The 19,626-nt window shown below is 54.0% G+C and carries 19 protein-coding genes; 6 read left to right on the top strand and 13 right to left on the bottom strand.

Annotated features, from left to right (window positions below; genetic code table 11):
* The first annotated feature begins 533 nt into the window (after positions 1 to 533).
* Positions 534 to 1,481, top strand: a complete 948-nt coding sequence (locus tag PSCI_RS22225) for an integrase (RefSeq protein WP_231906459.1) — start codon at positions 534 to 536, stop codon at positions 1,479 to 1,481.
* Between the two features lie 458 nt (positions 1,482 to 1,939).
* On the opposite strand, the gene PSCI_RS22230 is transcribed toward PSCI_RS22225, so the two are convergent.
* Complete coding sequence (locus tag PSCI_RS22230) at positions 1,940 to 3,361, bottom strand: aminotransferase-like domain-containing protein (RefSeq protein WP_045491149.1); 1,422 nt, start codon at positions 3,359 to 3,361, stop codon at positions 1,940 to 1,942.
* A gap of 122 nt (positions 3,362 to 3,483) precedes the next feature.
* Here PSCI_RS22230 and PSCI_RS22235 point away from each other — a divergent pair, with 122 nt between their 5' ends.
* A complete protein-coding gene (locus PSCI_RS22235; RefSeq protein ID WP_231906617.1) occupies positions 3,484 to 4,395 on the top strand; it encodes a GNAT family N-acetyltransferase in 912 nt (303 codons plus the stop codon).
* A 456-nt stretch (positions 4,396 to 4,851) separates the two neighbouring features.
* Here PSCI_RS22235 and PSCI_RS22240 read toward each other — a convergent pair whose 3' ends face one another.
* On the bottom strand, positions 4,852 to 5,544 hold the full coding sequence (locus tag PSCI_RS22240) for an ImmA/IrrE family metallo-endopeptidase (protein WP_045491153.1): 693 nt from the start codon (positions 5,542 to 5,544) through the stop codon (positions 4,852 to 4,854).
* Between the two features lie 191 nt (positions 5,545 to 5,735).
* Here PSCI_RS22240 and PSCI_RS22245 point away from each other — a divergent pair, with 191 nt between their 5' ends.
* Positions 5,736 to 6,794: a hypothetical protein gene (locus PSCI_RS22245; protein WP_223272539.1), complete on the top strand. Its 1,059-nt coding sequence runs from the start codon at positions 5,736 to 5,738 to the stop codon at positions 6,792 to 6,794.
* A 597-nt stretch (positions 6,795 to 7,391) separates the two neighbouring features.
* Here PSCI_RS22245 and PSCI_RS28805 read toward each other — a convergent pair.
* From PSCI_RS28805 to PSCI_RS22260, 3 genes are all read right to left on the bottom strand, one after another.
* Positions 7,392 to 7,625 (bottom strand): transposase, encoded by a 234-nt coding sequence (locus PSCI_RS28805; RefSeq protein ID WP_045491157.1) that lies wholly within the window; start codon positions 7,623 to 7,625, stop codon positions 7,392 to 7,394.
* A 110-nt stretch (positions 7,626 to 7,735) separates the two neighbouring features.
* Positions 7,736 to 8,617 carry an alpha/beta fold hydrolase gene (locus tag PSCI_RS22255; RefSeq protein WP_045491159.1) on the bottom strand — a complete coding sequence of 294 codons (882 nt, stop codon included), beginning with the start codon at positions 8,615 to 8,617 and terminating at the stop codon, positions 7,736 to 7,738.
* A gap of 102 nt (positions 8,618 to 8,719) precedes the next feature.
* Positions 8,720 to 9,502, bottom strand: a complete 783-nt coding sequence (locus tag PSCI_RS22260) for an SDR family NAD(P)-dependent oxidoreductase (RefSeq protein ID WP_173426698.1) — start codon at positions 9,500 to 9,502, stop codon at positions 8,720 to 8,722.
* 163 nt (positions 9,503 to 9,665) lie between these two features.
* Here PSCI_RS22260 and PSCI_RS22265 point away from each other — a divergent pair, with 163 nt between their 5' ends.
* Positions 9,666 to 10,409, top strand: a complete 744-nt coding sequence (locus PSCI_RS22265) for an SDR family oxidoreductase (protein ID WP_045491161.1) — start codon at positions 9,666 to 9,668, stop codon at positions 10,407 to 10,409.
* Positions 10,410 to 10,460: 51 nt separating this feature from the next.
* Here PSCI_RS22265 and PSCI_RS30005 read toward each other — a convergent pair whose 3' ends face one another.
* The 4 genes from PSCI_RS30005 to PSCI_RS22280 all read right to left on the bottom strand — a co-directional run bounded on the left by PSCI_RS30005 (position 10,461) and on the right by PSCI_RS22280 (position 13,009).
* Positions 10,461 to 10,955, bottom strand: a complete 495-nt coding sequence (locus PSCI_RS30005; protein ID WP_269451211.1) for an SDR family NAD(P)-dependent oxidoreductase — start codon at positions 10,953 to 10,955, stop codon at positions 10,461 to 10,463.
* Between the two features lie 11 nt (positions 10,956 to 10,966).
* Positions 10,967 to 11,299, bottom strand: a complete 333-nt coding sequence (locus tag PSCI_RS30010) for an SDR family NAD(P)-dependent oxidoreductase (protein WP_269451212.1) — start codon at positions 11,297 to 11,299, stop codon at positions 10,967 to 10,969.
* Positions 11,300 to 11,320: 21 nt separating this feature from the next.
* Positions 11,321 to 12,043 (bottom strand): haloacid dehalogenase type II, encoded by a 723-nt coding sequence (locus tag PSCI_RS22275; RefSeq protein WP_045491163.1) that lies wholly within the window; start codon positions 12,041 to 12,043, stop codon positions 11,321 to 11,323.
* Between the two features lie 69 nt (positions 12,044 to 12,112).
* A complete protein-coding gene (locus PSCI_RS22280; protein ID WP_045494744.1) occupies positions 12,113 to 13,009 on the bottom strand; it encodes an NAD-dependent epimerase/dehydratase family protein in 897 nt (298 codons plus the stop codon).
* Between the two features lie 197 nt (positions 13,010 to 13,206).
* Here PSCI_RS22280 and PSCI_RS22285 point away from each other — a divergent pair, with 197 nt between their 5' ends.
* A complete protein-coding gene (locus tag PSCI_RS22285) occupies positions 13,207 to 14,202 on the top strand; it encodes an aldo/keto reductase (RefSeq protein ID WP_003435185.1) in 996 nt (331 codons plus the stop codon).
* Between the two features lie 47 nt (positions 14,203 to 14,249).
* On the opposite strand, the gene PSCI_RS22290 is transcribed toward PSCI_RS22285, so the two are convergent.
* The 4 genes from PSCI_RS22290 to PSCI_RS22305 all read right to left on the bottom strand — a co-directional run bounded on the left by PSCI_RS22290 (position 14,250) and on the right by PSCI_RS22305 (position 18,507).
* Positions 14,250 to 15,077, bottom strand: a complete 828-nt coding sequence (locus PSCI_RS22290) for an aldo/keto reductase (protein WP_003435183.1) — start codon at positions 15,075 to 15,077, stop codon at positions 14,250 to 14,252.
* Positions 15,078 to 15,140: 63 nt separating this feature from the next.
* Positions 15,141 to 16,286, bottom strand: coding sequence for an MFS transporter (locus PSCI_RS22295; protein ID WP_029240976.1), 1,146 nt, complete (start codon positions 16,284 to 16,286; stop codon positions 15,141 to 15,143).
* 207 nt (positions 16,287 to 16,493) lie between these two features.
* Complete coding sequence (locus PSCI_RS22300) at positions 16,494 to 17,351, bottom strand: SDR family NAD(P)-dependent oxidoreductase (RefSeq protein WP_045491166.1); 858 nt, start codon at positions 17,349 to 17,351, stop codon at positions 16,494 to 16,496.
* A 10-nt stretch (positions 17,352 to 17,361) separates the two neighbouring features.
* Entirely contained in the window at positions 17,362 to 18,507 is a 1,146-nt protein-coding gene (locus PSCI_RS22305) for a metallophosphoesterase (protein WP_003435177.1), read from the bottom strand.
* 128 nt (positions 18,508 to 18,635) lie between these two features.
* On the opposite strand from PSCI_RS22305, the gene PSCI_RS28810 reads away from it, so the two are divergent.
* The gene (locus PSCI_RS28810; protein WP_084710073.1) at positions 18,636 to 19,556 is read left to right on the top strand and encodes a LysR family transcriptional regulator; all 921 of its coding nucleotides are present in this window, start codon (positions 18,636 to 18,638) and stop codon (positions 19,554 to 19,556) included.
* Positions 19,557 to 19,626 lie beyond the last annotated feature (70 nt).

Below are 19,626 nucleotides of genomic sequence, written 5' to 3' on the forward strand. Positions count from 1 at the left end.
TGGAAACGGTGTTCAGGCGAAGGTATCCGATTTCGCTGTGGTGGATTGTGCTGGGGACTTGGTTACAACGGGCAATGTATCGTTACGCATAATGTATATTATGTTAAATAGTGTATGTCTGTAAGCGCTTGCTACCTACTTGTCCAATCCCACATACCTCCGGTCAAATCCCCACATACCCCCGTTTCCCAGAAATTCAAAAGCTTGGGTTCCATTCATAATCCTATCTCTGCGCATGGCCCTTCACTAACCTCCGGTTGACTCCACTCGACCCCGAACCCCATTCGACCACGACATCCACCATGGCAATGCTGCAGCTTTCTGCTACAGGTTAAAGGAGCCATCACTCATTCTAGCCCCCTGGTTCTGTCATGACTCGGCCGTTCATCCCATTCCCGATTTTCCCTCCCTACGTTTACTGGAGGCCAAATCAGCTTCGATCCTTTCCTACGAATCTGGCTGTGGCTGATCGGTTAGCCCAGATAGACCCGGCAGCCCATCCCTCCATCAACCTTTGGTACGTCGACAGGTATGTGAATTGGATTGCTCACGATTGGGGAGCAGAAAATCCTCACCGCCAGTACCACAGCTGCATTATGGGTCTGGAGAAAATGCTCAATTGGAGCTTTGCTCATGGCCTATCGCTCGTTGACTGGCGCCGCAAAGACTTTGAGAACTACGCAGAGTTTGTGCTCAACCCGCCAAAAGCTTGGACTGTGTACGGCCAACAGGCTCGCTTCGTGCAGGAACCCGGCGTCGCATTTGAGGGATGGTCTATAAACCCAATCTGGCGTCCGTTCCTTGATTCCAGATCAATTGGTGATGACGGCGAAATCGAGAAAAATGTGTGGAAGCGAGAGATTCGATGCGCGACGCAGTTTCTGGATTTCTACCTCAAGGATACTTCAGCCTCACGTGAAAACGTTGCCGCGCAGCCCCTTGCTGATCTTGCTTTCAAGCAACCCAAGGCGATCGGTTTCTTGACCGATGCTGAGCTGGAATGGGTCTTAAAGTCGCTTCCAAATTTCATCGGCGTGCATGAATTCCGAATAATTGAGATGTACCTGATCATGGCTAGATACTCAGGCCGCCGGCTCTGGAGCGTCATGGGAAACGCCAGGTCTCCCGGACTTCTCGATCAGTTCAATCGTAGGTCGGACGGACGTTGGGTTGAGCTTCGCTCAGCCAAGGATGGCTGGCTGCCGCTGTCACCCCATTTCGATGAAGTCTTTGGTCGTTACCTGCGTTACCTGAATATTGATCCGCTCCACCCTCTCCCATCGATTCCAATTTTTCCCAAAGATGATCGGAGTTCTTACTATCCCAAAGCGCTCGGACGCATCCTTGTTTCCATCAGAGACGCTTTGGCTGACAGCGCAGCTGGGTCTGATGATCCAGAGATCTCCAGCGCCTCGGAGAAGATTCGCGGTTTGACGGTTATGTTGGTTAGTCGCAAGCCTGTACCTGTGTACTCCCGGTGATCGTGGCAACCTATTCCATTGATTGTGCGTCATCCGATCCGCAGGTTTTTCCTAGCCAATCCAGCGGTTGTGATCCACTGCGCCGACGATCCTGCCCTACCAAGCCATAGGCAGCGGACGTCGAAATTTCCTGGCCCCTCTGTTGGAATGAGAACCGCTTCTGGCCGATAGCTGTCGAGGATGACGGGCAGCTATCGGCCCAGAGTTTGTAAAAAAGCATCGCCAAAATTGAAGTGCGCGCACCTACGTAATATATGAAAATTGTCGGCACGACAGCAGATGTAGATTCAGCCTAGGTGCGCGGATTTCAGTTTGGTCTTAAGTACCTGGCGCGCCCGAAAACGTTTTTACACTGCCTCGGCCAAAAGCAGCCGGTCTAACAATCGATGGATAGACACATCCATGAGGCCCGAGAGTCTCAATGAAGCCAGAGGGGATTCATACTAACTATCGACTGATCAGATGCTTGTCCTGTTATTGGTAACGTTCTCGTGCACAAGCTTCCCCAAACTAATCATTCCTTGGGCGAGCCGCTCATCCCATGGCAAGCCGCAAGTCAGGCGTAAATGATCACCGTAGCTACCGGTGCTTGAGAAAAGGGGCCCTGGCGCGATTCCAATGCCATTATCCAGCGACGTGTTGAATAACTGCTGGGCGTCGCCTCCGGCAGGTAACTGAATCCACAACGACAGTCCTCCACGCGGCTGGCTTGTAAGTGTTTCCTTAGGCCAATAACGGCTGATTGCATCACGCATACGAAGCGAGGTTTCTGCCAACCCCCGGCGTAGTCTTCGCAGTCCGCGCTCAAGATCGTGGCGCCCAAGGTAGTCGCTGATTGCGAGCTGGGGAAGCGCGGTATTGCCGATGGTGGAGAAGTATTTTGCCCTGCTTAATTCTTCTGTCCAGCGCCCCCCTACAATCCAGCCAACACGTAATCCAGGTGCTAAAAATTTGGAGAATGAACTACAGGTAATCACGTTGCTACCTGAGTCCCAGCGCCGTAATGGAGATGGGCGGCTGTCGTCCCACGCTAACTCACCGTAAACATCGTCTTCCAAAATTATAGTGCCGTGCCGCTCGCACGCTGAAAGCAGTTGCCGTTTAGTCGCATCATCAAGCAGGCGGCCAGAGGGATTGGAGAAGTTCGGTACAACAAGTGCTACCCGAACGGGCTCTTCTGCAAGGATTGCCTCCAAGCGCGCCATATGGATCCCATCGACAGGATCCTGAGGAAACTCGACGACCCTTAGGTTCAAGGCGGCGAGTGTTTGCAAGATGCCCTGATAGGCAGGGGATTCGACCAATACCAAGTCCCCAGGAGAAGTAGTGGCACGCAAAGCTAATGAGATGGCCTCCATAGCGCCTGCAGTTACGATGATCTCTTCCGCCTCCACTTGGGCTCCAAGGTTCACGTAACGCTGGGCTATTTGACGTCGTAGCGGGCCATGCCCCTGAGGGGGCGAGTAGTCCAGAGCGCTGCTCCGCTGTCTGCGTAAGCATCTCGAAAGAGCAGCAGCAATAGCTGCATCAGGTAATAGTGCGGCGGCAGGACGAGCGTAATGCAGAGGTAATACGTCTGCACTTGCATCGATGAAACGCATTTCTCGCAATGCAGGGTTGCTGATAAACGCTGGCTCACGTGCAGAGGGCGTTTTGAAGGTGACGGACGGTGTGGAGCTGCATACAAAAAATCCCATGCGCTGCCGAGCCAAGATCAACCCTTCTTTTTCCAGCTGATGACATGCCTGAACCGCAGTGGCAGTGCTGAGACCATGGTTGGTGGCTAGCTCACGAATTGATGGAATGCGCTCGCCAGGCCTCAACCAGCCTCGCTCGATCTGGGTACGCAGCGACTCAGCAAGGGCCATATAGCGCAGCATCGACTCTCCCCCCCCCCCTGTATTGGTATCTTTTCACTCTATCTGACTCTGTATTGATTTGTCTCCTCTTCTTAAGATTTCCGCCTGGAGCTGATACACCCCGTCCAAGCGTCGGCTTGAGTGTGGAAAAAGCTTCCCCCCCTTATCCACGATCCAATTTCTACGGTCAGACCGATATGACAACACACACACCAAATGGGCTATCCATTCGCCCGATGCAGCCAAGCGACCTAGATAAAGTCATTCAATGGACATCTGAGGAAGGATGGAATTTGGGCCTTAACGACGGAAGGGCTTTTCAGGTCGCAGATCCCACGGGGTTGTTCGTTGCCTGCTTGAACGATGATCCCGTCGCGGCTATCTCCGCTGTCAAATACGGCGATACCATAGGCTTTGTGGGCCTATATATTGTCAGAGAGGATTTACGTGGAAAGGGCATGGGTTATCCACTCTGGAAAGCCGCAATGACCTCTCTCGAAGGTAGGACAGTAGGTTTGGATGCGGTTGTTGCTCAGCAGGGGAACTACGCGCGCTCAGGCTTTGAAATGGCTTTCAAGACCACGCGTTATTCCGGGATTCCGCAGGTTTTGAAGCCTAATAATCCTTGTGTACAAAGCATTGGCGAAGAACTTATTGATCGGGTATTGGACTATGACTGGTCGTTTTTTCCAGCCAGTCGAGAGACTTTTCTTCGACACTGGCTTCTCATGCACTCGTCTTACTCTGTTGCCTACGTCGAGGAGGGTGTGGTTAAAGGTTTCGGTGCAATCCGACCAGCTGAGAGCGGTTATAAGATTGGCCCATTATCTGCTCAGAACGAATTTATAGCGGAATCCATTTTCTGTTCGCTTGTTGCATGGGCTGATGGTGCATCCGTGATTCTTGATGTCCCACAACCTAACAAGGTTGGCACTCTTCTCGCAGAGAGTTATGAGCTCACACCCCTATTCGAGACTGCCAGAATGTACCGAGGGACTGCCCCAGATCTACCACTCGCAAAAATCTTTGGCATGTTGACACTAGAGATCGGTTAACGAAAAGGCCTGCGTCTCGGTGCCTGCGAGTCACGCGCAGCATCGAAGCCACGCAGGTTACCGAAACTGGCATAGTAGCTAACGGCTCTGCGGCTAGCTGCACGGGACGGTCTGCACCAGAGCGCTTACCGCCCCATTGCCCCCGCGCTTTTTCTCGACATCGGTACTACGCCTCGGCCCGTAAGAGCATTGGCCGAATCAGAAGCGGATAGCCCTGCAGATGCCGGTTGATTTGTCGGTAAATCTGATATGCCTGGGGCGGTAATCCATCAAGGTTGTGCAGTAGATCTAGCTGCTGGCAGCCCTGCGTCACCGTCGCTTCTTCATCTTTGCAGAACTAAATCAGGCCATATTGGAATTGCTACCGGCATTCAATCAGCGCCCATTCAAGTAACAGCCTGGATGCAGGTCGCGTCCAGGGATGCCTCTACTTGCATGCTTTGACCCCTGCCCGCCTTATGGCCACCGCACCAACTCCAGTTCCTTGAGCCGGATGGCCATCGCCGAATCCGAGACGCCGAATTGCTGGGCAAGTGACACCAGGTTCTGGTTGTTGAAGCGGGTGCATCGTGCTAGAGCCAGTTCACGTTCTCCTGACTCTTTTGGGGCGTAGAGGAGTCGATCCGGATTGTTGGGGTCGAGGTGATAGGCAATCACGTCGCTGAAGCGCAGCTGTCCCTTGCAGCAGAACATAAATTCGAAGCGTTCCTTCACCAGCTTTTGAGGCATGAGGAAGCAGGCCGCGAAGCGGTCGGCTTGTCGCTCTGCGGGTACACGTGGTGTTTGCAACGGGCTGCCATCAAACGCGCGGTCGCGATGCATGACGGTGTCCTCATGCAAAACAAGATGGCCGACTTCATGGGCCCCCGTGAAGAGCTGAACTTTGTCACCAAACTCGGTCGCGACAGCGATCTTATTGGATTGACGGTCAATCAGGCCTGCAATGCGAGTACCGGTTTTATGCCGGTTGAACTGGGTGTCTCCCAGGGTGGGATATTCGTGATAGTCGTAGCCGCAGACCATGGCGGCGATCCGGGGGCTGCGCATCATCATCGGTGGAATTTCTTGATCTGGCCACAGGTACCGGCGATCACGGTAAATCTGCACTAGCAGGTCAGTAGCTGCTTTCTCGATTGAAGCTTCGTTCATGGCAGAACACCACATGTAGGCTGTCAAAAACAATTTAGCCCAATATGTAGTGGTTTCAATATATGGCTAAACCACCATATGGGTTTTCAGATGAACGGTGGAGGGGTTTGGCACAAGAAATAAGGTGATTTCATTTCGCTATCTTTGGGTTCGCCCTGCTCCAGATTGTGTGCGAGGATTCGGCTACGGCGGTGGCCGATGAGGGCGTGCCAGACCGCTATCCACACATCGAACCCTTGATGTCGCCCGCTGTAGCGTTGGGGGCCATCGAAAGGATTACCGGAGGTTTGACAAGAAGCATGGCATTGGATGTTGCGTTCAGCATTGAGGCTGGAGATTTTGTCGATCCCGATCGAGCCTATGACCTGTTTTGGGCAGGTGTAATTACCAATAAACGAGCCTTCGTTTGCCCTGGAGCGGACTGTGCGGCCCAGGTGACCTGTGCGAATTTGGACAAGGACGTGCAGAGCATGCGGGTCGTGCCGCACTTCAAGGTTTACGGAGAGCATAGTGAGGCATGCGGGATCATCAACGGGAAGGCGATCGACCTTGAGGTTGAACCGAGCGGCCCCGATGGGCAGGAGCGCAAAACCGTCGATAAGTCCATTGTTGACGTGTTCAAGCTTGCTCGACCTGACTCGTACTATGACGAACCGACTCAGGATCCCAGCGCTGATGTGCATGTGGCGAAACAACGCGCTAGAAACACAAGGCCTTACACGACCAAGCTGGGTGAATCCGGGATCGTAGGCCCCATTTACTCCGTGCGCTCTGTAGTAAGCCGGTATATCCGGTATCGAACCGACAACACCTTGGAGTTTCGCCGGCTCAATATTGCCGGCCAGGACGTGGCCTACGACAGCATTTTTAAATGCATCTGGGAGCAGGATCTGAATGACCTCCCCGACCACCCTGTCATTTACTATGGGTGGGCCTACATCGATCGCACTAGAAAAAATGACGCGTACCGGATCAAGTTCAAGAAATGCTTGATGCGCGGAACCGAAAGCCTGACGACCTCAAGCTTCGTTTCGGACACGCTCGTCGAGCGCTACAAACTCAAAAACCTCATGGCTACCAGGCTTGCAAAGATCTCCCAGCAGCCCAAGCCCACTGCGTTTGTGTTTCTGTACGGACAACCCACAGTACGGACGTCACAGGGGACGAGCTACGCCAATTTCGAGCTGAAGAACTTGGACATGGTTGACGTTAACTACGACTGCCCATTGCCTTCCAAGTACGACAAGTAGCCGGTTAAGCCTGAGCCACCCGACGCATATGCCGATGGTGGTTCGGGCCTGCCATGGATGCTAAGCGAGCCCTTTCGGGCTCAGACTATTCCGGGACAAACAGTCCTGGGGCGTCAGGGCTGAGGGGCCTATCGAATTGTTATGTATCCACGCTACAGCTCCAGCATCGCCCGCCTGCTGGCACAAGAACAGCCCCATGGTTCACGTCTTCACTCCCCTCGCCCATGCTGCTTTTACGAGCAGCTTGATATGTCATGTGCGAGGGTCAGGTTACTCCCATGCAGGTCAGCATCACACCCTATCGGCGCTCTACGGTGGTCGCTGAGCTGCTACCTTCAGCGCTCGGCGATGGCCATAGATCCCATTCACCTCGTGGTGGATGGTGCGGATCTCCTTGCTCAGACGCCGATTCGCCATCTCTCTCGCCGATGGAGGCCGCTGCTGCCAGGCATAGAAACCGCTGCGCGATACCTGCAGCAGCCGGCACATTGGCGCTACGGGATAGCGACCGGCCAACGCCTCAATCAGCGGGGCGAGAGCGCGGAGCTAAGTCGCCTACGCCAGCAACTGGCTCAGGTCACCATGGAGCGCGATGTTTTAAAAAAAGGCGCTCGCCATCTTCTCGCAGCCCACGAAGTGAAGTTCCGCGCCATTGCCATTGCCCGGAAATGCATCGTCACCTTGCTGCTCAGACTGGCGCTTCCATTTGCCCAACAGGCTTTCAGCGATGCCGAGCGTCTCGGCGACATGACGAAGCGTCATGCCGGCAAGCACCTGGTCGACCGCTTCGCGTTTGAAGGATTCTGGAAAACGTCGTCTGGTCTGGGTCATGAACACTCCTTGCGGTGGGCATTATCCACCTTAAGTCAGTGTCCACTCAGCCCGGGACAGACCACATCCATCTACGATGCTTTGGTGTGAGATCAAGACCTTGTAATGATTTAGTTAGCACGGTCAAAATTCAGCAAGGCCTCGACCAGACCCGCTGGATTTTCTTCTGCGAGCCAATGCCCCGCCTGTGCAAGGCATAAGAATTTCACACTCTTCGCCACCTCCTTCATCATCCTTTCCATGACTGGCGCAAAGGCGCTCGACTCTCCTGCAACCGCAAGAACGGGCACGGCAGTTTTGCCGTGCTCCGCAAGCTGAGTTCGGTTAAACGCCGCGTCCTGAGCAAAAGCTCTATACAGCTGAAAACCAGCTCGCATGCCACCCGGCCCGCTGAAGCTCTCTAGATAGCGCTGCTTCGCGGCCAGATCGATAGCGCCGGCATCGTACGCAAGATCGTGCCAAAACCGCTCAAGATAAAAAGCCTCCTTGCCAGCGGTCAAAGCTTCTGGGATATCCGGAGCCTGGTGGAAATGGAAATGCCAGACGCGCTTATCATCAAGCAAAACATGGTCGAACACTTGGGTACCGGGTAATGGTGCGTCTAAAACCGCTAACGCCTTGGTGGAGTCCGGGAACTGCCGGGCGAATGCGTAGGCAACCATCATGCCGATATCGTGACCGACTACGAAAGTGGGAGCCTTGATCTCGGCATCCTGTAGCACTGCAAAACAGTCGCGGGCCATCTGAGCCTTGTCATATCCATCTGCTGGGCGAGTCGAACCGCCAGCACCTCTGAAATCCGGGGCTATAACTCTGTAACCGCTTTCCATAAGTGGCCCTACGATGCGACGCCAAGCGATCGCCGTCTCCGGGTAACCATGGATCAGCAGTATATTTTTAGGGCCAGTACCCCCTACCGCGTAACGAAGCCTCACGCCGTTGCCAACGTCCACGGACGCCCACTGCATGCTATTCATTTCTGAACTGTCCATCGTGTCCTCTTTAGCCAAGTAGCCACCTCCGGGCAAGAAGGTGCTGTTTGTCGAGTCGAGCTGAAGCTCAGCTTAGAGCTGAGCCTCATGCCGAAAACAATGTCAGTTGAGGCGCGCATTTTTGGCGTGATTGTGAGCTTTAACCACCTCAGGGGTCGTACGATTTTCGATCGCTTTGCGCTTGGTGGCTTCATCGCCACCGACGACATGGTCTACGTCATTCATAAGTGCTTCAAAGCCTTGACGAGCAACCTCGGTCTTATCGTTCTTCTTTGACTCGCCAATCTTGCTGTTGCTCATACCGGCATTTTTGTGAAAATCGCTATCGGTAGCCCCTGGCAAGAGTGCTGTGACGGTGACCCCGGTATCGCGAAGCTCTTCACGGAGCGACTCTGCGAAAGAAAAACCAAAAGCCTTCGATGGGCCATACACGGTTTCGTAAGGAGTCGGTTGAGTCGCTGAAATCGACGATGTGATCAGGATACGTCCATTGCCGTTATCGACCATATGTTTAACCACGCGCTTAGCCATATGCACGGTGCCTGTGATGTTGATAGCGATCAGTTTGAAGTCATCTTCAAGGTCGTTGTCCACGAAGGCCCCACCTTGACCGATACCTACGTTCAAAGCCGCTGCTTCAAGCGGTCGGCCCAACGAAACCACAAAGTCCCACAGCCCCTGAACGCCCTCGTAGGTAGCCGCGTCGGCCTGATGAGGGAAACACTCAACTCCGAGCGCTTTCAGCTCATCCGCCGACGTGTGAACTTTGTCACTGGATCCAGAGATAACCAGATCGTAACCGTTCTGAGCGAATTGCTTGGCAAGCTCCAATCCGATACCTGATGAACCTCCAGTGACCAGTGCCAGTGGGCGTGTAGCTGTCATGTCTGTCTCCTCAAATAAAATTAGCGTGACCTAATCTCTGAACGCCATGACGACGCCATGATCCGTGAATTGCATTCAACGTAGCATTGGGTTTAGCGCAAGGTCATTCAGGTGAAGGAACAGTCAGAGCCCTTACCGTTACTAAATAGGAAAGGTGCGAGTAATGTCGAATGTGAAAAATACTGTCATCGTCATCACAGGCGCGTCATCAGGTATTGGCGCGGCCTCTGCGATTAAATTGGCCAGCCTTGGCGGCAAAGTAGTTCTTGCCGCACGCAATGAGGAAAAATTGAAGGCTTTGGTTGCCGAAATCAGAAATGCGGGGGGTGAGGCGTCCTACTTCGTCACAAACGTCACCGACAAAACGAGCCTGGTCGGCCTGGTCGAGTTTGCGATTAAGCAGTATGGTCGTATCGACAGTCTCGTCAACAACGCCGGGTTGATGCTTTTTTCCGACTGGAAAGACGTCGTAGTCGATGACTGGGAAAAGATGATCGACACCAACATCAAGGGCTATCTCTACGCTATCGCGGCAGCGCTTCCCCAAATGCTGGAACAAGGTCATGGCAAGATTTTAAACATGTCATCGGTCGCAGGCCTTCACGTCGGTGGTTCAAGCGGCGTGTACAGTGCAACGAAGTTTTTCATCCGTGGCATCACAGAGAGCCTGCGAAAAGAAGTTGGCGTGGACAGCGGGGTTCAAGTTTCCATGATCAGTCCGGGCGTTATCGATACTGGCTGGGCTGACAAGGTGAGTGATGCCAAAGGCAGAGAGGCTGCGAAAGCGCTGAACGAGATTGCGATCACTCCTGAGCAGGTGGCTGATGCAGTCGCCTATGCGCTTGACCAACCCACCAATCTCACCATCAACGACATCGTAATTCACCCAACTAAGCAGGACTGGTAACAGCAAAATGGCGGCCTTCTTGGGCCGCCATCCATGTACTAAAAAATCTAATCACTCGTCCGCATCTTTGAGGCCGGAACCAGGCCGAGCGCCCTTCGCATGCAAACTTGCTGTCGTGGAGTCGGGGAGGATCTTGTTGATCACATTGCCAATGAGCTTACTGTCCGGCTTACCCGCTACCACCCGATCTTTCCCGACTTTCATAGCCTCATAACCCTCCTGAGCGACCTTCGTCGGAGCGGCCTTTGGGCCGAGCCCCAATGTCGTCGTGTCCATGCCCGCTCGATGCCAGAAATTTGTGTCGACCTCCCCTGGCAATAGCAGTGTAAAACTGACACCGCTGTCCTTGACCTCAGTCTTTACTGCTTCCACGAAAGAAATTAGAAATGCCTTCGTAGCGCCATAAACCGCCTCATACGGCGTGGGCATCGTTCCAGAAATCGAGGCCGTGTATAGCAAGCGTCCTTGGCCCCTCGCGACCATGTCCGGCAGCAACAACTTGGTGAGATGGACTTGGGAAGCGGTGTTGAGCTGAATCAGTCTCATCTCATCTCATCTCATCTCATCTCATCTTCAAGGACTGTACCGCCTAGGAAGAATCCGCCCAGCCCTAGGCCTGCGTTCAACGCAGCGGCGTCGAGAGATCGCTCCAGTGCATGTATAGCGTGCACTAAATGATCAACGTCTTCAGGTTGGGTCAGATCAGCGTTGATGATTGTGACTGCCGCCCCCGTGGCTGCGACGGCTTCAGCCGTGCGTTGCAGTCCATCATTTGCGCCCGTGGCAGTAATCACAAGATCGTAGCCGTCGGCCGCGAAAAGCCTTGCTAGCTCATAGCCAATCCCACTGGATGCACCCGTTACTAAAGCAAGCGGTCTTTGTTCACTCATCATAATTCTCCAGCTGCTAAGTCAGCAGCCCAGCGCGTCTGCGGCTTCGGTCATGGATTCAGCTACGACGTCCCAGTCTTGCTCGGCCGTTAAATCCGACGCTTGATCAGGGCCGTGTTCGGTCGGGCGGCGCACGAATATGGTTTTCAATCCACTGACGCGAGCGGCAGCTAGATCCGAGTTGTGAGCTGCAACCATCCCTACCCGCTCTGGTGGGAGACCCACTGTCTGCGCCGATTTAAGATAGGTCTGGGGCTGTGGCTTGTACGACTGAGCGACCTCCGCACCCACGATGACGTCCCAAGGTAACTGAGCGAACTTGGACAAGTTGAGCATTCCGGCAATATGCCCATTGGAAAGCGGCCCTATTGAGTACTTGCGTTTGAGCCGGCCCAGGCCGGCTACCGAGTCAGGCCACGGATCGAGCTGCTCCCATGCTTTGTTCAGCTGGGCTAGCTCCGCTTCGGCAATCCTGCCGTAATCGACGCTATACTTTGAGAGAACGGTTTCCAGATTCTCCCTGTTGAGAACGTCCAGAGTTACAAAGAGACGTTCGCCGCTCCTGACACGATCCATCGAAGGTTGGTAAAGGGAGCGCCATTGATCAGCGAACTCCAATGGGTCGATGTCTATTTGATGGCGGCGAAGGAAAGGCTCAGCTGCTCTGGCAACACCTGAGCGCCAGTCCACAACCGTGCCGAAGACATCGAATCCAAGAAAACCTACATCGTCTAGCTTGCTCATATCGACTCTCATGGTTCGCTGCAGGATTCAGACCGCTACTCCTGAGTGGGAGGAGCGGTCAGCCACAAATTATGGTTTAGAAACCTCGTTGACCCAGGAGTACATAGGTTTGAACCCGAGCACTCGCTTGGCTTTGTCATTCGAGAGCAGAACCTCGTTTCCGGTGATCTGCTTGCGACGCTCGATATTCGGGTAGTGGCGATCAAGCAGCTCGCTGCTCGGAGTACGCATGACCGTCTCATCATTGGTGATGAAGAACTCGTCCTTGCCGCGAACGTCATAGTGCAACGCTAACTCGATGCCTTGCGCCACATCCCTGTTGTCCACGTACGTCCAGAAATTCCACAGTCGGACAGTCGGGTCATCCTGCCAGGTTTCAAATTTCGCGTACTCCTCAGGGTTCATTACGTTTGACAGGCGCAGGCAGGTGATTCGCAGGGTCGGATCGTTGAGGCAGAACTGCCTTGCCATTTCCTCTCCCAGCACCTTGGTAAGCGAATACACGTTGTAACCTCGCATGGGGTAGTCTTCGTCCACCGGTACGTAGGGGGCGTCGGTCTTGTCATAAGGAACGCCTGTCCCAACCTCGCTGGCAGCCCAGATAATATTCTTGACGCCCAGGCGACGGCATGATTCGAACACGTTATAGGTCGCGACCATGTTCAGCCGGAACTCATCGCTGTCAGGAATCATGCGCGGATGCGGCATGCTCGCTAGGTGCACGACTGCATCGAACCCTTGCGGTTCTGGGCGGGCATAAACGTCTTCACCAACGGATGAAAGCGCGTCGAGCGTTTGACCAAAATCTTCCAGGTCGGCTTTCATCATCAACTCATCCGGATCAAGTGGATCGTCTTTGTCGATAATGAACACTTCATATCCCCGCTCTTTGAGGTACGGAACTAACACTCTGCCAACCTTGCCGTGGCCTCCGGTGACTGCAACGCGCTTGATTACTTGAGACATCATTTCTCCAGATTCATGACGGCGAATTCGCCTACTCATGAACTGACCTTGGAGGTATCAGAAAGAGCCTTGCATTCCAATCAACGCGTGGTTGAGATTTTCTCAACGATGAGAGGACAACACGGACGCCTGGATACGTTACCTTGTCAGGGTAGAGATGAGCATTCATTGCTGATCTCGGAAATGTAGGAGGCCTCATGAAGTTCGTTAAGCTAGGTTCGACAGGACTGGACGTATCCTCGCTTTGCCTTGGTTGCATGACGTTTGGTGAGCCTGATGCAGGTACACACCCATGGACGTTGGATGAGCACGCCAGTCGTCCTATTGTTAAACACGCGGTCGAGCAAGGCATTAACTTCTTCGATACAGCGAACAGCTACTCCGCCGGAACCTCTGAGCTGATTATAGGTAAGCTGCTGAGAGAGTTTACCCGCCGAGAAGAAACCGTGATCGCCACTAAGGTCTTTTACCCAGCCAACATGTGGGAGGGCTCCTCGAAGCCCAATGAAAAGGGGCTTTCTAGAAAAGCCATCATGGCGAGCATTGATGCGAGCCTGACACGACTTGGCACTGACTACGTTGATCTGTACCAGATACATCGTTGGGACTATCACACGCCCATTGAAGAAACCATGGAAGCGCTTCACGACGTGATCAAGTCAGGTAAAGCACGTTATATCGGTGCCTCATCAATGTATGCCTGGCAATTTGCAAAGGCGCAGCAGGTGGCGGTAACAAACGGCTGGAGTCGTTTTGTCTCGATGCAGAATTATCTCAATCTGATCTATCGCGAAGAAGAGCGCGAGATGATCCCTCTGTGCATGGATCAAGGTGTTGGACTCATGCCTTGGAGTCCGATGGCGCGCGGAAGGCTGACACGTCCTAAGGGCCAGCAAACAACACGCACGCAGACAGATGTTTCTGGGCAGTCTTTCTACCATGCGACCGAAGCTGAAGATGGGCGGATCATTGATCGTGTGGAGCAGATAGCCAAAGAAAAAGGAGTGCCTATGGCTCAGGTTGCCTTGGCCTGGGTTCTAAGCAAGACAACAGTGTCAGCCCCCATTGTGGGAGCCTCCAAAGCTCACCACCTAGATGATGCGATTGCCGCACTTGATCTGGCCCTCTCTACCGAGGAGATCCGGCGTCTCGAAGAACTCTATGTGCCGCATGCAGTAACTGGTTTTTCTTGAGCCGACCGGCCGGGCAGGGTCTGCCTCCCTGCTCGGCATTGACCAAATTAGCCGAATGCGCTGGGATCCGGGCCTAGTCGCTTGCGGTTATCCAGCGTGGCGAGGGCAGACATATCCGAAGCATTCAGAGAGAAGTCGAATACGTGTAGGTTCTCCTTGATTCGCGCAGGCGTAATGGATTTAGGGATAACAATATTCCCAAGCTCAAGATGCCAACGGATGATGATTTGGGCAGCCGTTCGGTCATGCTTGCGAGCAATGTCCAGCACGACTGGATTTGTTAGCGCACTACCTTGGCCAAGCGGGCTCCACGCTTGGGTAGCAACCTGCAGTTCATGATGCACGCTGCAGATTTCCTTCTGCTGCATGAATGGATGGAGCTCGATCTGGTTGAGCACCGGCACCACTCCACTCTCCGTTATCAGCTTTTGCAGGTGATCCTTATTGAAGTTCGACACGCCGATCGATTTGGCCTTGCCGGCACGCTGCAAGTCGATGAGCGCACTCCAGGTTTCAACAAATTTGTCTCTGCTAGGCACAGGCCAATGGATCAGCAGTAGATCCACATATTCGACGTTGAGTCGAGCCAGGCTTGCATCCAATGCTTTTTTGGCCGCGTCGAATCCGTGCGCATCGTTCCACACCTTGGTGGTCAGAAAAACCTGATCACGAGATACACCAGATGCGCGTATACCCCGGCCAACCCCCTCTTCGTTCCCGTAGATCGCTGCTGTATCAATATGCCGATAGCCTTCTTCTAGCGCGATTTTCACCGCAGATGCAGCCTCTGCATCACTGGCTTGCCATACACCTAAGCCCAGTTGAGGAATGGTGCAGCCGTCACATAGCTGAACCGTGAGTTGAGGATTACTCATCAATATTCGCTCCACTTCAAAAAATCATGCGTTTGCATGAGGTTCAAATATCCAACCTTTGAGTTACACCTCATCTCCCTCCGCGCTTTGACGATTCTCAACCTTGATGGAAACGGCAAAGAAGATGATCCCCAATAGCGCCAGGCTAGCTCCAACCCATCCGGTGGAAGCCCACCCCCATCCGCTCGCGATGGACAATCCGCCAAGCGTGGCACCTACAGCGTTAGAGATGTTGAATGCACTGTGGTTAAGCGCAGCCGCCAAGGTCTGGGCTTCGCCGGCGACGTTCATCAGCCTAACTTGAAGCGCAGGCACCAGAGCAAATCCGCAACCGACAAAGAACAACACAACCACAGTACCTGCCGGCGAAGATGTGAACAGGGAAAAGAAACCAAGAAAAACCATGTTCCAGATCATGATGTAGAAAATTGCCGGCACCAAAGCGCGGTCGGCCAACCATCCGCCTACCAGGTTGCCTACGATCATTCCAACTCCCCAGACAGCCAGCACCATTGGCACCTGGTCAGAGCTATAGCCCGTCACTTCGGTGAGCGTTGGAGTGATGTAGCTGTAGACGGCAAACATCCCTCCGAAGCCAATTGACGCTACCGCAAGCGTGATCCAAAGCTGCGGCCGTCTTAGGCCATCCAATTCGGATTTCGGGCTCGCAGAGTCATCACGAGGGACGGATGGAATGAAAAACCAAAACAGGGCCACAGCCAGTACACCTCCCACTGCGAGCATTCCAAAAGCACCTCGCCAACCGAATAGCTGACCTATCCATGTGGCAGCAGGAACGCCAATGACGTTTGCAGCAGCAAGTCCCGCCATGACATAACCTGCGGCTTGGGCTTTACGGTTCTCTGCGACGAGCCTGGCAGCAACCAGGCAGGCCACGCCGTAATAGGCACCGTGCGGCAGCCCCGCCAGGCAACGTGCGATGAGCAGCGAGACATGGTTCCAGGCAACAGCGCTGGCGCCATACCCTATGACGAACATAGCCATGAGTGCGAGTAGCAACGACTTGCGGTGCCAACGAGCGGCCAAGATAGCGATCAGAGGTGCGCCAACTACGACTCCAAGGGCATAAGCCGTGATGTAACCGCCGGCAACGGGAACAGAGACACCTGTGCTTGACGCCAGGCCAGGCAACAGGCTCATTGATGCGAATTCGCCTGTGCCGATAAATAGGCCACCTAGCGCAAGCATCAGAATCGCCGCCCACACCCCGTAAGGAGCATCGATTTGATTGGGCGTAGAGGGAATAACGAGTGAGTCAGTGGAGAGTTGGCTGGTCATTTGATATTGCCGCGCATCGTGAACCACACGGCAGGCACCTCTTTCGTTGTCGATTAGTGATCAGTCCTCGTGGGAACGAAGAGCGAATTCGCGCGAGGGCGCAACACCAAGAGTGGATTACTTGGTTACGTCTGCGGTGTAGGCCGAGAACTTTTCCGAAAAATCTTGATGCCAGCGCGAGAGCGCTGGCCGATTTTGAATCATGTCGTCGGCAGCCCACTGCATCCGCCGCTGGTCGAGCTCCCAAGTAGACTCGTTATCCTCGCAGAAGATGTAGAAGTCCCCCGCCGCCATCCCGTCGAACAGTCGTTGCACTACCTGGGAGGGCGTCCAAGGGCTCGCCGGCTTCTCAGTAGTGTTGGTCATTCCAGGAAAATTCATGGGTGTGAAGGTGTACCCAGGGATCAACAAATGAGCAGAAATTCGGTCACCTACTTTCTCGCGCAGCTCATGAGCCAGTTGTTCAGTCAACACCTTGATAGCCGCTTTAGAAACTGAGTACGCCGCGTTGCCTGGCGGCGTAGTGATACCCTCCTTGGAACCGAGATTGACAATGGCGGCGGCGCCACACTGGGAAAACATCGTTTCCACAAAAAGCGACTGTAGGGTTAGCGCACTCCAGAAATTGATGTCCATAAGCTTTCGCCATTTACCGAGTCCGCTCCAAGGGCCTGCTCCTTGAATCACCGCCGCGTTGTTGACCAATAGAGACACCTCTCCGAACTCACACGACTGCTCGTATAAACTGTGAAGATCCGCTTCTGACGTCACATCTCCCGAAATTGCCAGCAGCTTGAGACCTGGAAACTCGTTGAGGAGCATTCTGGTCGCAGTATTGAGTGCCTTTTCGTCACGGTCGAAGATAACCACCTTCATACCCTCCGCCGCTGCTCGGTACGCGATGGCATAGCCAATCCCTACGGCCGCACCTGTGATGACTGCGACGGCATCTTTCCTGATAGCTGGATGGTTCATGGTAGGTCTCCTAGTTGGCAGTGGTCGCATCCGACGGGCTCGATCTCAGCACGATCTCAGTGATCTCGGCGGGAACGCCTAGTCGGATTGGAAAGCCGTTCCATAAGGCCGTCCCATTGTTCAGGTACAACGTCATTCCTCCAACGTCATATTTTCCAGCGATGAACCCCTGATTCGCGTATCGAGCCACCTGATCTAGGCCGAGTATCATCCCCCCATGGGTATGCCCGGAAAGCTGCAGACTGACACCCGCTGCCGCAGCTGCAGCAGCGCCGACTGGCCGGTGCTTAAGAAGAATCGTGGGGACATCCTTAGGGGAACCAGACAGCGCTCGATTTAGATCCGGGCCGGGAAAACCAAACGAAGGTGCTGCTTCATCCGTTACACCTGCGACAACCACGCTGCCCTCACCCCGTTGGAGCAGAACGTGCTCGTTGAAAAGTACTTTGAGACCCAAGCGCGTAAACTCAGCACCCCAGCGGTCGCAGTCAAAGTAGTACTCGTGATTCCCGGGGATTGCGATCACTCCAAGCGGAGCACGCAGGTTACGCAATGGCGCAACGTCGCTGCGTCGAGCTTCAACGGTGCCGTCGATGAGATCCCCGGTGATTAGAATCGCGTCAGGCTTGAGAGCGTTCGTGCGAGCAACGACTTGCTCGACCCAGTCCGCTTGGAAAAGCTTGCTGATGTGAAGGTCTGTCAGCTGAACGACTCTAAGGCCATCCATCGATTTGGGTAGATCCTTGACTTCAACCTCTAGCCGGCGCACCTCCGGTACCTGGATAGCTTCATGAACGCCGATAGCCGACAGCATCAACGCCAATACTGCAATGGCGCCCCTAAGTCGAACACCGAAGAACGTGTTCAACGCTGTCTTGCGCGCCAATGAGAACGCAACACCGATCACGTCGGCCAGCAGCGTCAACACCATGAGAAGGACGAAAGCGCAAAACAGCCAGCCTGCAGCAATCACCGCAGCGCGTGGCATCTCGGGCGAGAACATGTTCCCGAAAACGCCGATGAGAATCAGGTGATATTTGGAAATAGCCAGAAGCGCAGCACCCAACAACAACCGCCAGGCAGCGCTGATCGGCAACGGCATGACAAAGCGCCACAGCACATAGAGATAAGCAACAGAGAGATAGACGTGGAACACAGTACGACACCCGCAAAGCCAATTTATCTTGCAATCGTTGAGGTAAATTAATGTAACCTATTCGAAAGCGAAGATTGATTAGCAGAATTGCATCAGTCATTGAAGTTTGCTCAACAGTGGATACGCCCATGCCTGTACTTCCCACCAGCCGACTGTCACGAGCAGATCTCGCAGATTTGAATTCTTTCCTAGCAGTAGAACGGCTCAGGAGCTTCACTCAGGCGGCTGTGGAGTTGGGGATAACGACGTCTGCATTAAGTCACTCGGTTCGAAACCTGGAGGCGCGGCTCGGCGTCAGGTTGCTTAATCGCACGAGCAGAACCGTTTCCCCTACTGACGCTGGTGCCGTTCTCGCCAAACGGCTAACCGTTGGGTTTACCGAGATAAGTGCCGCGCTGGCCGCGCTGGATAACCATCGTGATCGCCCATCTGGTCGACTGCGACTGAACGTGTTGTGTGACGGTGCCAGACTTCTTCTCTCTGAATACCTCCCTCGCTTTCTTGAGGCTTATCCTGATGTCTCGGTCGAGGTTGCCGTGGATGACAAGATGGTGGATATCGTATCTGCGGGATTCGATGCGGGCGTCAGGTTTGGCGACACGATCCCGGAGGATTTCATCGCCGTACGGATAAGCGACCCGCTTCGCTGGGTTGCAGTGGCTTCTCCAAAGTACCTGAACACACGGCCTCGGATAGAGGTTCCAGAAGACCTCAAAGACCAGAATTGCATTCAGATTCGCACAGGTAATGGCGTCATCTACCGATGGGATTTTGAAAAGGATGGTGACCACAGAACCATTGATGTACCGGGCCAGCTTTGCTCAAACGAGACCACGTTCGGTGTGGAGATGGCACTCGCACATTGCGGTATCACGTATTGCCTGGAGGCGCGGGTTCGTTCCTACCTGGATCGCGGAGAATTGCAGGTAGTTTTGCCCGATTGGGCCCCTATTGAACCGGCTTTCCACATCTACTACCCCGGGCGTCGTCAGATGCCACCAGGTCTTCGAGAGCTAATAGATACCCTTAGACTTGGAATCACGTCCTAGTCGTCCATGCCAGCTCTTTCGCAGCACCTCGCGGGGCGAAGGTGCTGCGTCAAGCTTGACCTGTCCATCG

The organism is Pseudomonas sp. StFLB209, assembly GCF_000829415.1.
In the GTDB taxonomy this organism is placed as follows: domain Bacteria; phylum Pseudomonadota; class Gammaproteobacteria; order Pseudomonadales; family Pseudomonadaceae; genus Aquipseudomonas.

What these genes read in the sequence shown, in the direction of transcription:
- PSCI_RS22230 (WP_045491149.1), bottom strand. Translation starts at nt 3,361, where the DNA reads ATGCTGCGCTATATGGCCCTTGCTGAGTCGCTGCGTACCCAGATCGAG.
- PSCI_RS22240 (WP_045491153.1), bottom strand. Translation starts at nt 5,544, where the DNA reads ATGAACGAAGCTTCAATCGAGAAAGCAGCTACTGACCTGCTAGTGCAG.
- PSCI_RS28805 (WP_045491157.1), bottom strand. Translation starts at nt 7,625, where the DNA reads ATGACCCAGACCAGACGACGTTTTCCAGAATCCTTCAAACGCGAAGCG.
- PSCI_RS22255 (WP_045491159.1), bottom strand. Translation starts at nt 8,617, where the DNA reads ATGGACAGTTCAGAAATGAATAGCATGCAGTGGGCGTCCGTGGACGTT.
- PSCI_RS22260 (WP_173426698.1), bottom strand. Translation starts at nt 9,502, where the DNA reads ATGACAGCTACACGCCCACTGGCACTGGTCACTGGAGGTTCATCAGGT.
- PSCI_RS22265 (WP_045491161.1), top strand. Translation starts at nt 9,666, where the DNA reads ATGTCGAATGTGAAAAATACTGTCATCGTCATCACAGGCGCGTCATCA.
- PSCI_RS30005 (WP_269451211.1), bottom strand. Translation starts at nt 10,955, where the DNA reads ATGAGACTGATTCAGCTCAACACCGCTTCCCAAGTCCATCTCACCAAG.
- PSCI_RS30010 (WP_269451212.1), bottom strand. Translation starts at nt 11,299, where the DNA reads ATGAGTGAACAAAGACCGCTTGCTTTAGTAACGGGTGCATCCAGTGGG.
- PSCI_RS22275 (WP_045491163.1), bottom strand. Translation starts at nt 12,043, where the DNA reads ATGAGCAAGCTAGACGATGTAGGTTTTCTTGGATTCGATGTCTTCGGC.
- PSCI_RS22280 (WP_045494744.1), bottom strand. Translation starts at nt 13,009, where the DNA reads ATGTCTCAAGTAATCAAGCGCGTTGCAGTCACCGGAGGCCACGGCAAG.
- PSCI_RS22285 (WP_003435185.1), top strand. Translation starts at nt 13,207, where the DNA reads ATGAAGTTCGTTAAGCTAGGTTCGACAGGACTGGACGTATCCTCGCTT.
- PSCI_RS22290 (WP_003435183.1), bottom strand. Translation starts at nt 15,077, where the DNA reads ATGAGTAATCCTCAACTCACGGTTCAGCTATGTGACGGCTGCACCATT.
- PSCI_RS22295 (WP_029240976.1), bottom strand. Translation starts at nt 16,286, where the DNA reads ATGCTTGCGCTAGGTGGCCTATTTATCGGCACAGGCGAATTCGCATCA.
- PSCI_RS22300 (WP_045491166.1), bottom strand. Translation starts at nt 17,351, where the DNA reads ATGAACCATCCAGCTATCAGGAAAGATGCCGTCGCAGTCATCACAGGT.
- PSCI_RS28810 (WP_084710073.1), top strand. Translation starts at nt 18,636, where the DNA reads ATGCCTGTACTTCCCACCAGCCGACTGTCACGAGCAGATCTCGCAGAT.